The sequence below is a fragment of the Vibrio cyclitrophicus genome, assembly GCF_024347435.1.
Lineage (GTDB): Bacteria > Pseudomonadota > Gammaproteobacteria > Enterobacterales > Vibrionaceae > Vibrio > Vibrio cyclitrophicus.
Genome location: NZ_AP025480.1, coordinates 2,136,547 through 2,149,844 on the forward strand (window position 1 = coordinate 2,136,547; position 13,298 = coordinate 2,149,844).

A 13,298-nucleotide genomic window follows, 5' to 3' on the forward strand; every position below is an offset into this window, starting at 1 on the left:
TTGACGTCTTATTAGTGATGGCCTTCAGAAAAATCTGATGAGTGCTTCTGTAGATACTTAAGAACAAGTGCTTCTGTATCTGTATCGAAGTTAACGAATGCAATCATGCCATCTAGCATACCGACCCAACCGTTAGCGCTGAAGTGAGCTTCATCTGGCTGTGAGTGACACGTTGAACAGTTAGATTGGTACGCTTGACCCGCTGCGTTCCAGATTGGATCGAAGTTATCAACCATAGACTCTTTCTTCATCCAAAGTGCTAGGTTAACTTCTTCCCATGGAAGGCCAGTAAGCTCATCTTCTTTCTTCTCACCAACAGTGATTGCGTCACTTTGAGAGACTTCTTTCGTCAAGATTGCAGTCGAGATATTCATACCGAAGTCTTCTTGGATTACACGTCCGAAGCCTTTCGCTTTACGCCAACCGTCAATTTGAATCTTGATCATGTCGCCTTTTTCATCGATCACAGCAACTTTACTTGCAGGGCTTAGTAGACCCGCTTCAACTTCAGCAGTCTCATCTGTATACATTGGAAGATGACGAATAGAAATAACGTCGCTACCCGATGCGTAAGATGTGCTGCTTGCAACATTTTCTAGCTCACCAACAATACCGCTTGCCGATGCCATATCTAATGGAAGGTTGTGAGCAATACCTTTGTGACAGTCAACACAGCTTTGGTCGCGCTCTGCTGCGTTTTTCATCTGAATGCGCGCTGTTGGGCGCATGTTGTCGAAATCCATTGAATCGTAGTTGTGACAATTTTTACACTCTAGAGATTTGTTCGAAGAGAAACGATCCCATTCATGTTTAGCCAGTTCAATACGACGCGCTTCGAATTTCTCTGGTGTGTCTAGGTCACCAAATACTTGAGCGAATACTTCTTTAGATGCTTGCATCTTACGAGCAATTTTTGCTGTCCATTCATGTGGAACGTGACAGTCAGGACAAGTTGCACGTACACCTGAAGTGTTTTTCCAGTGAACCGTTTCTTGTAGCTCTACGTACACGTTGTCACGCATAGTGTGACAGCTTACACAGAACTCTTCTGTATTTGTGTGTTCTAGCGCTGTATTGAAACCGCCCCAGAAAATAACACCGGCGATAAAGCCACCCATAGTTAGTACACCAAGACTGATGTGTACTGCTGGGCGAGTCATTGTGCGCCATAATTTAACTAAAAATGATTTCATGTTTAGCTCTCTTAAATATTGATTTTAAAAAATGTTGTTACTAGAGGGCATTACATGCCGCCATGAGCACCAGGAGGTCCGAATACAAATACTTGCAGTGCCCAAACTATGAAGCCGTAACCGCCTACAAAAGCCACACTTAATATTGGAAAGAGAACAACCGCAATGAAGAGGAATGACTTCCACTCCAACGAGCGTTTTTCGCCAGTTTCAATTTTTTTAACATCACTCATACATTTTGCCTATTTTGTATTTAGTAATTCTGAGTAGCTCATTCTAAGGAGCTAAAGTTCTTGAGTATCTAACAACAAATTTTAGACCATACACAAAGTAAGGTTCAATCAAATCCCCCGTTATAACCCTTGCTAATCAATACTTTTTTGAGCTCATCCAAACTTGTTTTCAGTTAAACAAAGTTATTAAAAACTATTAACAAATGTGAAGAATTAAGTATATTTCACAAATGTTAAAAACAAACATTTGCGCAACTATTTAGCAACCAATTTTAACCTTTTACCTACTAAGTAGTAGCTAAAAAAGCCTAAAATCACCAATGTTTTGTGTTTTGTTTGTTAAATCATTGGGTGTTTTTTGAGTAAGCTGGAATGAAGCTAAAATGCATCATTTAACACTTTCATATATGATGTGTATCCACTTAAAAGGAAGCACTATGCAAGACGTTATTGATATATCTTGGTGGCAATTGTTGTTATTCAGTACACTTCTAGTACTCCCCATAGGGATAAATTACTGGCTAAAACTGGGCCTTGGCAAAGAAGCTTTTATCGGTATTGTTCGCATGGTTGTGCAGCTGTTTCTTGTCGGTCTCTACCTAGAATATTTGTTCACTCTGAACAGTTTGTGGATCAATGTATTGTGGCTGTTCACCATGATAATCGTCGGTGCAAGCTCGATTGTTGAAAAGTCTAAACTACCGAAAAACCTACTTTTGGCCCCAGTTGCCGTGAGCCTCTCTGTTACATGTGTGCCCGTAGTCATGTTTATCTGCTTCTTTATTATTAAACCGACACCGATTTTGAACGCGCAATACCTTATACCTATCGCAGGAATGTTATTGGGTAATAGCTTGAGCAGTAATATTGTGGCACTGCAGAACTTGTTTGGCGCTTTTGAGACGCAGAAGTCAGAATATGAAGCGGCAATCGCTTTAGGCGCTGCTCCAACCTATGCTGCAGCGCCTTTTATACGTAATGCTATACAGAAGGCGATGTCTCCTATTATGGCTTCCATGGCAACCACAGGCTTAGTGACACTTCCAGGAATGATGACAGGACAAATCCTAGGTGGTGCTTCACCAATGATTGCTATCAAATATCAGCTTATGATCATGTTGGCGATTTTCGTGATGATGAGCTGTTCTTTGGCACTCTCACTTCACCTAGCTTTGAAGACCTCTCTAACAAAAGAAGGTCGAGTTCTCGCCCGTATACAACCAACAAACTAGCTACCTCCTCCCCTCAGTTCTGGTTACTCACCGAATTTGAGACAGGTTATCCACAGAAATTGTGGATAACCAAATCAACATCGATCCTTTTTTGGTCACTTTGACTCAACAAAAGATCATTGCCATTGATCCTTGGGGGTTTTCAAAGACATATACACACATGAAAATCAGCGTTGTTGGGCGTTCGTTTCAATAATTAGAGAAATGAATAAGTAAGTTTTCCACAAATAAAAAACGGCCTGCAATGCAGACCGTCTTGTAAATGTCATAAGTCAGTTCAGCGTTTTTACTGAACCCGAGTTAATTTTGTAAACTGGATTAATCGCGTAAGTAAATTAGCCAATACCACATACCCACAAAGATACCGCCGCCAATGATGTTGCCTAAAGTCACAGGTAACAGGTTGTTCATTAAGAAATCCATCATGTTTAGGTCAACATAGTCGGCAGGGTTAGCACCCGTCATTGTCCAGAATTCAGCGGGAGCAAAGGTTTTAATTCCGATAGCGAGTGGTACTTGGAACATGTTCGCAATACAGTGCTCAAAGCCTGCCGACACGAACATCGCGACAGGTAAAATCATTACTGCGATTTTGTCCGTTAATGTACGGCCACTGAATGTCATCCACACCGCAATACAAACCAAAACATTACACATGATGCCTAACGCGATAGCTTGGATAAAATCATGGTGCATCTTGTGTTGTGAAATAGCCATGGCATTCAAGCCCACTTGTCCGTTGTCGAACATGTATTGTTTGGTCAGAAGCATACAAGCTACTAGTAGCAACGCGCCAATCAAGTTACCGATATAAACCGTAGCCCAGTTCTTCATCAGGGTACGCCAGCTAATTTTTCCGCTCGCTCTTGCCACTAACGTTAAAACAGAGCTAGTAAATAGCTCACCACCAGTCACGACGACTAGAATCAAGCCCAAGCTAAATGCAAGGCCACCCAATAAGCGAGTAATACCCCATGGTAAATCACCCGCACCCGTCGTTACGATGGTATAGAATACAAAGGCAATACCGATATGAATACCCGCAGAAATAGCGAGAAGAAAAGATTTAATGGGATCTTTGGTTGCTTTACCTACGCCAATATCTGCAGCGCGCTCAGCCATTTGTGGCGGTAATAATGAGTCAAATTGATTTAGATTCATGTGATTTACATTTTGAAACATGTTGTCGGGGAGCGCGATAATCCTCTCTTTCATTTCTTAATTCAAGGGCTATTTTTCTCACAAATTCACTTTAACTATGCATAAAGCACTAAATTCTGAATGATATTAAAATTTCATACGACTTTAGTAGTAAAATCAAAACTATTATGAATGAATCGTTATCAACAATAAAAATAACACATCCATAAATATCAACAGGTTACGAAAAAACCAAAAGAATAACGTACACTCTAACCGTATTTAACGGGCTTTTATTTAGAGATTTTGATATAGATCAACAGAACGTAAAAAAGCGCCCTTAGGCGCTTTTAAGTCAGTCACAAATAAAGACATTAGTTATGCTAAACTGCTGGCTCAATCACTTCTTCTGATGGTTGTGTTAAAGTCTCATCTTCAAGGTTAGATTCAACGTTAGAAGGAACAAGATCAGAATCGCTTCCGTTAGCAACTTTACCATCTAATCCTTTCAAACTATCCACCAGCTCTTCTAAGCTCTTTATGTGTGCATCGCTCTTGGTGACCTGCTCACCTAATAACTCATTGTGCTTAGTCGCTTCAAACAATTGCTGAGCTTGCTTTTGATTATCGCTTTCTAACTTAACTAATTGTTCAGTCAAAGCTTCAATCTCTGACTTTAATAAAGATGTCATATCCGAACTTTTTAATACCTTAACGCTAGCAACAATCTTTTGAGATTGGAGGCGCAACACAACATCACGATAGTCCTTGTCATTAATTACCTGAGAAATACTTAACAATTGGTTCTCTGCATTCAATACCGTTTGCTCAAATCGATCACCTTTCACGCTCGCAAGTAGCTTTACTTCGTGCGCTACACTACGTACATGGTTCAATTCAAACTCTGCAGCTTGAACGGCATCTTCAATAATCGATTTTTCGCGTGGGCTCGCTTTCACTTGGCTTTCAGCTAATGCTATTTGAGAAGCGGCCTTTGCAAACGTTAAGGGAACCACATCATCAAAATCTTCGTCTTCCAAAAATTCTAATTCGTTCTTCAAAGGCTCAATATATTTTTTATGAGCAACTTTGACTTCTAACAGACGAGCACTATTGAGGAATTCGATCTGTGCTTCCTGAGCATCTTCTAACTCATCAACCAATACATATTCGAATAGCTCGCTGTACTCTGAATACAACTTCTTATAGCTCGATGTAAACATGGTGTCCGCACCAAGAAACTGAAGGTATTCCATTTGTACTATCGAATCGGCTAGCACTCGATCGGCTTTTTTCTTCAAAACTAAAATCGAATCATAGTTAGATTTGATCAGAGCAATTTTTTCATCAAAAGCTTCGGCATAAGTTAGGCTCGAGAAAATCGAATAACTTTTAGATAATCGACTCTCATCTTTCAGTAAATCTGCATAAATATTTTCAGCATCATCCCATGCATCTAGAAGTTCATGGTAATTCTCCGGAGCATAAAGAGACAATTGAGCATGATCTTCAAGTTTAATTTCCCATTGGGAGTAAACACTTTGGAGAGACTGAAAAGAACGGACCTCTGTTGTAGATTCATTATTATTTGTGATTTGGTTCGCGTCTGTCTGCTCTGAGGGTGTGCTTTGACAACCTGAGATAGCAAATAGCATACTAATTACCAATGCTACTTTGTTAACTCTCACTGATGCATTTCCTTTTTGTACAATATTAGCTGCATGCAATATCTTTCTAGTCACACAATATATTACAACCACTTAGCAATAGACATCACTCATGATGTAAACGTGTGTAAATTACCCAATTTAACCAAAATAAGTCCTTCATGCGATGATTAATCATTCAATTTGGTATCACTTATCAATTCTATTTATTTGCTATTGCCTGAGCTGTCAATGCGCACTAAGGTGAAGGTAGAGAACGTTATGAATATATAGGTTAATTATGAAGTACAACGCTGAACATATTGCTGATTTAAACCTCCTTCTTCAATTTGATGTAAGTAGCGCTGCTACCGGAATTAAAGTTCATCAAGAGGCTGCTCAAGAAACTCAAGACGCCGTTAAGCGCCTATTCGAAAAAAACCTTTGCACTCAGCCAGACGGCGGTTACCTAACAGATGAAGGTATCGAGATGGCAGAACGCGCAGATAAGCTCATTCGCGTACTAAACTAAAGCTCGATTGTTCTAGAAAAAACTCCACTTGCTTCGGCCGTGGAGTTTTTTCATTTTTAGCCAAAGGTTTGTTAGGCTTAATGTAAATTCGTCATTTGCAGTTGTGAGGAACACATGGCTTCTATATTTATTGTTGGTGCAGGCTGGGTTGGTGTCCCCTTATCTGAACATCTCGTCAAACATGGTCACCGAGTCGTCGTTACGAAGACCACTCAGTCAGGCGCTGATGCTATTGGCAACGAATGCATTCCTTGTGAAGTGTTCAGTTTTGATGCCGCGCAACCTGAACGCTCTATTGGCCGACTCTACTCACTCCTACTGGAAAACAACACTGAAATCGTCATTGGCAGCTTCCCTCCAGGCTTTAGAAAAGGCGCAGGACAAGAGTATGCCACTTACTGGAAACAGTTAACGACGGCTTGCAAAAAAGCTAACATAAAGAAACTGCTCATGGTCAGTTCAACAACGGTCTACCCTACTAAGCCCGGCGTTCTGCACGAACCGGATGCGTCACTGAATCTATCAAACTCAGATAACGGCCATGCACCTTCATTTTCTGATAACGCACGAGTCATGTTGCGAGCTGAGCAGTCAGTGATTGATTCAGGTATCGATTATACCATTCTTCGCTTTAGTGGATTAATTGGTCCGAATCGTCATCCGTCAAGATTTGCCAGTAGACTTAGACAAGTCAGCTCTCAGGCTCCCGCCAACATGCTTCACCTTGATGACGCAATTAACGCGGTCGACTTCGCTATTAGTCAGCTGCACAACGAAGTGGTCAACGTGACGACGCCAAATACGGTCAGTAAGGCGGAATTTTATGCCGCGGCATTGAAAAGCGCCAACAGTAGTGAACCTTTACCGCCCATTGTTGATACACCAGACAAGCTGATCTCTTCGAAAAAGATTCTCGACTTAGGCTACTCGTTTAAGTTCAATTCCACACTGGACGCACTTCATGACTGAACTATCGATTATAAACCCTAAGGTTAAATTGCATCGTTCCATAGACATCCTTTGGAATTTTATGTCGATGAACCATAACGTAGAAACTTCAGACTGCATTTTTGTGTTATGTAGCAACGATACTCGGGTTGCTGAATACGCGGCAGATCTCTATCACCAAAAAGTAGCGCCTTACATCGTTTTCTCAGGCGGAGTGGGACGTTTTACTGAGGGAAATTTTGAATGCTCAGAAGCTGAAACATTTGCCGCTATTGCCAGAGATTGTGGAGTACCTGATTCAGACATTTTGATTGAAAAACACGCGACTAATACTGGCGAAAATGTTCGTTTTACCTATGACTTGCTTACAAAACGTGGGCTATCACCGAAGCGACTGACCTTGGTACAAAAGCCCTTTATGGAAAAACGTACCTACGCAACATTCAGCAAACAATGGCCAGAACAGGCGGCGGAAATTAGAGTGACTTCGCAATGGCAAAGTTGGGTCGATTACTTTAACGAAGAGTTGCCACTGGACATGGTACTAGGGGCTTTAGTTGCCGACTTTGAAAGAATCAAAACGTACCCTGCTCAAGGGTTTCAGATTGAAATGCCAATCCCTGATGACGTTGACCATGCTTACAAAGTATTGAAGAAACTGGGTTTAGAATAAAGCTTTAGGTAACGTAATAGTACGTTTCAGGAAACAAAAACGGTGGCACTTGGCCACCGTTTATTATTCTTAGCTTTTTACTTTAGATTGCTAATCTTTGCTTTGTTCTCTAAGCAAAATCAACCAAAGAGCCGTTTATTTACCTAACGCTTCTTTGTAGTGCAGACGGCAAGCAGAAACATATTGGTCATTACCACCGATGGCCACTTGGTCACCTTCAGCAATCGCAACACCGTGCTCATCAGTACGAATCACCATATTCGCTTTACGACCACAGTGGCAAATCGTTTTCAGCTCAACTAACTTATCGGCCCAAGACAATAAGTAACGGCTACCTTCAAACAGCTCACCCAAGAAGTCAGTGCGCAAACCGTAGCAAAGTACAGGAATGTGCAGCTTATCTACGACTTCTGTTAGTTGGTAAACCTGCTCTTTCGATAAAAACTGACACTCATCGATCAAAACACAATGACGCTTTTCTTCTTCATTAAGTTTTTGGATAGCGTCAAACATATTAGTGTCGTTTTTAAACAGTTGAGCTTCAGATTGCAGACCAATTCGTGAGCTCACTTTACCAATACCATAGCGGTCGTCTAACGCTGCGGTAAAGATCACTGGCGTCATACCACGCTCTTGATAGTTAAAAGAAGATTGAAGAAGCGTTGTTGATTTACCCGCATTCATTGCCGAGTAATAAAAATACATCTGAGCCACAGAAATATTCCTGTTAATTAAAAGCTGAAGATAAAAGCAAAGGTGAAATTAAAGAATTTTTGCTAGAAAAAAGGGCTGAAAATCAGCCCTTTTTTATAAAGTTTACTTACGACGCCAAGTCGTGCCTTCTGGACCATCTTCCAGAACAATACCCAACTCGTTCAACTTGTCACGTGCAAGGTCAGCGTTAGCCCAATCCTTTGAAGCACGAGAATCATTACGTAGCTTAATCAATGCTTCAATTTCTGCTACTTCGTCGTCATTACCAGCAGCATCACCTTTAAGGAAAGCTTCTGGGTCTTGATGAAGAATACCGATGATGTCGGCAAGTTCACGCATCAATGCACCGAGAGCGCTTGCTTTTTCAATACTTTCTGTCTTGATACGGTTAATATCACGAGCCATTTCAAACAGCACTGAATAAGCTTCAGGTGTGTTGAAATCATCGTTCATCGCAGTAGAGAAACGAGTTACATATTCTTCACCACCAGCCGGAGCTGCTGTTAGATCCAAGCCACGAAGTGACGTGTAGAGGCGTTCTAATGAAGCACGTGCTTGATTTAGGTTATCTTCACTGTAGTTTAGTTGGCTACGGTAGTGGCCAGACATTAGAAAGTAACGTACCGTTTCGGCATCGTAATGAGCTAGCACATCACGAATCGTGAAGAAGTTGCCTAATGATTTAGACATTTTTTCTTTGTCTACCATTACCATACCACTGTGCATCCAAGTATTTACATACTGAGTACCATGTGCGCAGCAAGATTGTGCAATCTCGTTTTCGTGGTGAGGGAATTGTAGATCTGAACCGCCGCCGTGGATATCGAAGTGATTACCAAGAATAGAAGAGTTCATTGCTGAACATTCAATGTGCCAACCTGGACGACCTGGACCCCATGGCGATTCCCACGTAGGTTCACCTGGCTTAGACATTTTCCAAAGAACAAAATCTAATGGGCTGCGTTTTGCAGAGTCAACATCGACACGAGCACCAGCTTGAAGCTGATCTAAGTCTTGCTTTGAAAGCTTACCGTATTCATCGAACTTCTTAACTTCGAACATCACATCGCCATTGCTTGCTACGTAAGCAAAGCCGCGTTGAATTAGCTTTTCTACTAACTCAATGATCTCAGTGATGAATTCTGTTGCACGAGGCTCTACATCTGGGCGTTTCATATTCAATGCATCGAAATCTGCATGCATTTCACCAATCAAGCGCTCAGTTAAAGAATCACAAGACTCGCCGTTTTCGTTAGCGCGTTTGATGATCTTGTCATCGATATCAGTAATGTTACGAACGAAGTTCAAATCGTAACCAAGGTAACGAAGGTAACGAGTTACTACGTCGAAAGAAACGAACGTACGGCCATGACCAATATGACAGAGATCGTATATGGTTACCCCACAGACATACATACCGACTTTGCCAGCTGTAATTGGTTTGAATTCCTCTTTCTGTCTTGTGAGCGTGTTATATATCTTCAGCATGATCTCTATCTATTTTATGGATTAATCAAAAATAAGCTCGCAGTATAACAAGTCATACCTTAATAGGTAATCCCCCAAAGCAGGAATTACCTCAAACATCTGAGTTAAGTGAATGATTTGGTGATTTGAAAGTCCGCCAACATGCGCTAGAATTCGAACTTCATATTAAAAAGACAGTAAGGTAACAATCATGATCATCCTTCACACAAATTTTGGTGACATCAAAGTTCAACTTAACGAAGAAAAAGCACCAGAAACAAGCGCAAACTTTCTACAGTATTGCCGTGACGGTTTCTACGACAACACACTATTCCACCGTGTTATCGATGGTTTCATGATTCAAGGCGGTGGCATGACTTCTGGCCTTAAAGAAAAAACGACTCGCGCTACAATCAAGAACGAAGCAAACAACGGCCTAGCTAACAAAGTAGGTACACTTGCAATGGCTCGTACTATGGAACCACATTCAGCGAGCTCTCAGTTCTTCATCAACGTGAACGACAATTCTTTCCTAAACTTCCGTAGCGAAAGCCTAGACGGTTGGGGTTACTGTGTATTCGCAGAAGTTGTTGAAGGTATGGACATCGTAAACAAGATTAAAGGTGTTAGCACTGGTTCTATGGGTATGCACCAAGATGTACCTCTAGAAGAAGTGATCATCACTGGTACTACAATCGAAGCTTAATTACTCGCTTTCGATTAGTATTAATCATTACCATTGGTGAACCGATAAATCAGGATACAGGGAGCGAATCGCTCCCTTTTTTAGACCTATGAAAACATATTTTATATCAGATCTGCACTTAGCCCCGTCGCGACCAGACATCACAGATTGTTTCTTAACCTTCATGAAAAACGAAGCCGTAGAAGCGGATGCACTGTATGTACTTGGTGACCTTTTCGAGTTCTGGATTGGTGACGACGATACGAGCGATTTCGCTACTTCCATTCGCCAAGCATTTATTGATCTAGTTAACACTGGCGTGCCTTGTTATTTCACTCAGGGCAACCGGGACTTTTTAGTTGGTAAAAAGTTTGCCAAACAAACGGGCGTCCAACTACTAGATGAAGTTTCAACGATCGATATCTACGGACAAAAAGCCGTGGTATTACACGGTGATACCTTGTGCACTGAAGATGTAAAGTATCTCGCCTTCCGTGAAAAAGTACATCAGCCCTGGCTACAATGGGTATTCAATAGAATTCCATTCTTTATCAAAAAGAAAATTGTTTCTAAGGTTCAATCCGATATCAAGGACGACAAGCAGACTAAGTCTTTAGACATCATGGACGTAACACAACAAGAAGTTGAAAATGTGATGGCGCAAAATAATGTAGATCTCATGATCCACGGTCACACGCACCGCCCAGACATTCATAGGTTCAATACCAATAGTTGCACTAAAACTCGTATCGTACTTGGTGATTGGTACACGCAGGGCTCAGTTCTGGTATTCACTCCGCAAAGTTTTGAACTACAGAATCGTGAGTTTAGCAACCGCTTTTAACGTCACTCCTCATCTTTCACATTGATTATTATTATGGGTCAGACTTTCTAAGATTGTAGATGGTAATTTTTCTCCAATTAGCTATTATCTCTGTATCAGAACTAAACCGAACACAGTACGAAGTTGAAATATTCATATGTAGCGCGTCAGCCAATACTCGATGCTGACAAGAAAACCATAGGTTACGAGTTGCTATTCAGGGACGGTCCTAAGAACACTTTCCCTGAAGTAGAACCGGAACTCGCTACAAGCCGCTTGCTTTCCGATCACTTCCTATCAACTCACTATAATACGCTTGGTGATAAGTTGGGGTTCGTGAATTTTCCTTATGCAAGTCTGATTAACTTAGTCCCTACCCTCTTTCCGAAAGAAAGCCTCGTTGTTGAGGTTCTTGAAGATTGTGAACCAACGGACGAATTGCTTGAAGCGATCAAAACCATTTACGACGCGGGTTATACCATCGCGCTGGACGACTTTGTGCCAAGCAAAGCATGGAAACGTTTCTTGCCTTACGTATCTATCATTAAATTTGATATTCGTTTGATCTCAATAATAAAAGCATCAATGTTCATGAACTCTATGAGAGAATTGGATATCAAGTTTCTTGCCGAAAAAGTTGAAACTTACGATGAGTATCAAGAAGCGAAACAAGCCGGATTTTCTTATTTTCAGGGTTACTTCTTCAGTAAACCGGAAATGATCCAAACTCGCGCACTTAGTCCTGCTTTTCTGACTATCGTTCAGTTACTAAAAGAAATAGCCCACGATCCTATCGATTTCAGTGAAGTCGAACGTTTGATCACATTGGATGTAACACTCTCTTATAAGCTACTCACCTACGTAAACTCTGCGGGCGGTTCAGCGACGACTATCCGTTCATTTCGCCAAGCACTCATTTACCTTGGGGAACAGAAACTGCGTAAGTTCGTTTCACTAGTGGCAATCGCATCTGCGAAAGAAGATAAACCGGATTCACTTTATGGTTTAGCGGTACTGCGCGCTCGTCAATGTGAACTGTTAGTAGAAAAGATGAATGTGAAAGTTGAACCTGGACAAGCCTTTTTAACCGGCATGTTCTCGCTACTCGATTCACTCTTTGATCAGCCTTTAAAGCAAGTATTGGACTCAGTACCCATCGATGAAGAGATCAAACAAGCTCTTATTCAGCGTAAAGGTGTACTTGGTGCGATCATGGCGATGGTCATTGCGTACGAGCAAGCTCGCTGGGATGAAGCGACACGCATTCGTAAGCTGCTCAAACTGAGCGAAGCAGACCTCGGACAAGCGTATGATGAGGCCACTACTTGGGCTCAAGATCTGTTATCACCTTCATTGAAATAATACACTCCCTACAAAAACAGCAATAGAAACTAAGCTTTGGTGAGCGATCGTTTCTTGCTAAACTCCAATGCATTCATTTATGGCCTCTTAATCGAGGCCATTTTTACAGGAACTGACTATGTCTTTATGCCCTTGTGGTAGCAAAAATACTTACCAACAGTGCTGTGAATCCGCACATCTTGACCACAATTCAGTCGAAACACCTGAACAATTGATGCGCTCACGCTATTCTGCACATGTACTTGGTTTGGTTGATTATGTGGTTGCTACTTACCACCCGACTTGTAATGCAGAAGCGCAGAGAGAAGGTATTGCTGAATCCATTGATAGTGATTGGGCGGGTTTAGAAGTCATCGATACTGCCGCAGGTTCACATGAGAACGAAGGCTTTGTTGAGTTTAAAGCTTACTTCAACGACGGGGCTGAGCAGTTCTGTATGCAAGAACGTTCTCGCTTTGTTCGTGAAGACGGTATTTGGTTCTACATTGATGGCGCTTTCCCCAATCAAGAAAATGAACAAGAAGACGCAACACAACCAGAGATAGATCCTCGCCTAAACCAAACTGTAGAGAGCTTCAAGATCGGCCGCAATGACCCGTGTATTTGTGGTAGCAGTAAGAAGTATAAAAAGTGCTGCGGCTAACTCATGT

Annotated in this window: 14 protein-coding genes; 8 read left to right on the plus strand and 6 right to left on the minus strand. The window is 41.5% G+C overall.

The annotated features are described in order from the left end of the window. Nucleotides 1-11: 11 nt before the first annotated feature. Together torC and torE are read right to left on the minus strand one after the other, a co-directional pair. Nucleotides 12-1,193, minus strand: a complete 1,182-nt coding sequence (torC, locus tag OCW38_RS09320) for a pentaheme c-type cytochrome TorC (RefSeq protein WP_010440053.1) — start codon at nt 1,191-1,193, stop codon at nt 12-14. 50 nt (nt 1,194-1,243) lie between these two features. Beyond that, the gene (gene torE / locus OCW38_RS09325) at nt 1,244-1,426 is read right to left on the minus strand and encodes a trimethylamine N-oxide reductase system protein TorE (RefSeq protein ID WP_010440051.1); all 183 of its coding nucleotides are present in this window, start codon (nt 1,424-1,426) and stop codon (nt 1,244-1,246) included. Nucleotides 1,427-1,863: 437 nt separating this feature from the next. Between torE and OCW38_RS09330 the strand changes: the two genes are divergently transcribed. Next, on the plus strand, nt 1,864-2,658 hold the full coding sequence (locus OCW38_RS09330) for an ABC transporter permease (RefSeq protein ID WP_010440050.1): 795 nt from the start codon (nt 1,864-1,866) through the stop codon (nt 2,656-2,658). A 318-nt stretch (nt 2,659-2,976) separates the two neighbouring features. On the opposite strand, the gene focA is transcribed toward OCW38_RS09330, so the two are convergent. Together focA and OCW38_RS09340 are read right to left on the minus strand one after the other, a co-directional pair. Further along, the gene (focA, locus tag OCW38_RS09335) at nt 2,977-3,819 is read right to left on the minus strand and encodes a formate transporter FocA (RefSeq protein ID WP_010440048.1); all 843 of its coding nucleotides are present in this window, start codon (nt 3,817-3,819) and stop codon (nt 2,977-2,979) included. Nucleotides 3,820-4,181: 362 nt separating this feature from the next. Beyond that, nucleotides 4,182-5,486, minus strand: coding sequence for a hypothetical protein (locus OCW38_RS09340; RefSeq protein ID WP_016786269.1), 1,305 nt, complete (start codon nt 5,484-5,486; stop codon nt 4,182-4,184). A gap of 259 nt (nt 5,487-5,745) precedes the next feature. Here OCW38_RS09340 and OCW38_RS09345 point away from each other — a divergent pair, with 259 nt between their 5' ends. The 3 genes from OCW38_RS09345 to OCW38_RS09355 all read left to right on the plus strand — a co-directional run bounded on the left by OCW38_RS09345 (nt 5,746) and on the right by OCW38_RS09355 (nt 7,597). After that, on the plus strand, nt 5,746-5,976 hold the full coding sequence (locus OCW38_RS09345) for a TIGR02647 family protein (protein WP_010440041.1): 231 nt from the start codon (nt 5,746-5,748) through the stop codon (nt 5,974-5,976). 114 nt (nt 5,977-6,090) lie between these two features. Further along, entirely contained in the window at nt 6,091-6,945 is an 855-nt protein-coding gene (locus tag OCW38_RS09350) for an NAD(P)H-binding protein (protein WP_010440036.1), read from the plus strand. Nucleotides 6,946-7,006: 61 nt separating this feature from the next. After that, nucleotides 7,007-7,597, plus strand: coding sequence for a YdcF family protein (locus tag OCW38_RS09355; RefSeq protein ID WP_016768566.1), 591 nt, complete (start codon nt 7,007-7,009; stop codon nt 7,595-7,597). 135 nt (nt 7,598-7,732) lie between these two features. Here the strand turns inward: OCW38_RS09355 and OCW38_RS09360 are convergent, their stop codons facing one another. Both OCW38_RS09360 and cysS read right to left on the minus strand, forming a co-directional pair. Further along, the gene (locus OCW38_RS09360; RefSeq protein ID WP_004734584.1) at nt 7,733-8,311 is read right to left on the minus strand and encodes a thymidine kinase; all 579 of its coding nucleotides are present in this window, start codon (nt 8,309-8,311) and stop codon (nt 7,733-7,735) included. 102 nt (nt 8,312-8,413) lie between these two features. Next, nucleotides 8,414-9,799 (minus strand): cysteine--tRNA ligase, encoded by a 1,386-nt coding sequence (cysS, locus tag OCW38_RS09365; protein ID WP_010440031.1) that lies wholly within the window; start codon nt 9,797-9,799, stop codon nt 8,414-8,416. Between the two features lie 190 nt (nt 9,800-9,989). Between cysS and OCW38_RS09370 the strand changes: the two genes are divergently transcribed. The 4 genes from OCW38_RS09370 to OCW38_RS09385 all read left to right on the plus strand — a co-directional run bounded on the left by OCW38_RS09370 (nt 9,990) and on the right by OCW38_RS09385 (nt 13,291). Continuing rightward, nucleotides 9,990-10,484, plus strand: a complete 495-nt coding sequence (locus OCW38_RS09370; protein ID WP_010440028.1) for a peptidylprolyl isomerase — start codon at nt 9,990-9,992, stop codon at nt 10,482-10,484. A gap of 88 nt (nt 10,485-10,572) precedes the next feature. Then, the gene (lpxH, locus tag OCW38_RS09375) at nt 10,573-11,307 is read left to right on the plus strand and encodes a UDP-2,3-diacylglucosamine diphosphatase (RefSeq protein ID WP_010440026.1); all 735 of its coding nucleotides are present in this window, start codon (nt 10,573-10,575) and stop codon (nt 11,305-11,307) included. A gap of 123 nt (nt 11,308-11,430) precedes the next feature. After that, entirely contained in the window at nt 11,431-12,648 is a 1,218-nt protein-coding gene (locus tag OCW38_RS09380) for an EAL and HDOD domain-containing protein (protein WP_261893813.1), read from the plus strand. Between the two features lie 118 nt (nt 12,649-12,766). Then, on the plus strand, nt 12,767-13,291 hold the full coding sequence (locus OCW38_RS09385) for a YchJ family protein (RefSeq protein WP_016784629.1): 525 nt from the start codon (nt 12,767-12,769) through the stop codon (nt 13,289-13,291). Nucleotides 13,292-13,298 lie beyond the last annotated feature (7 nt).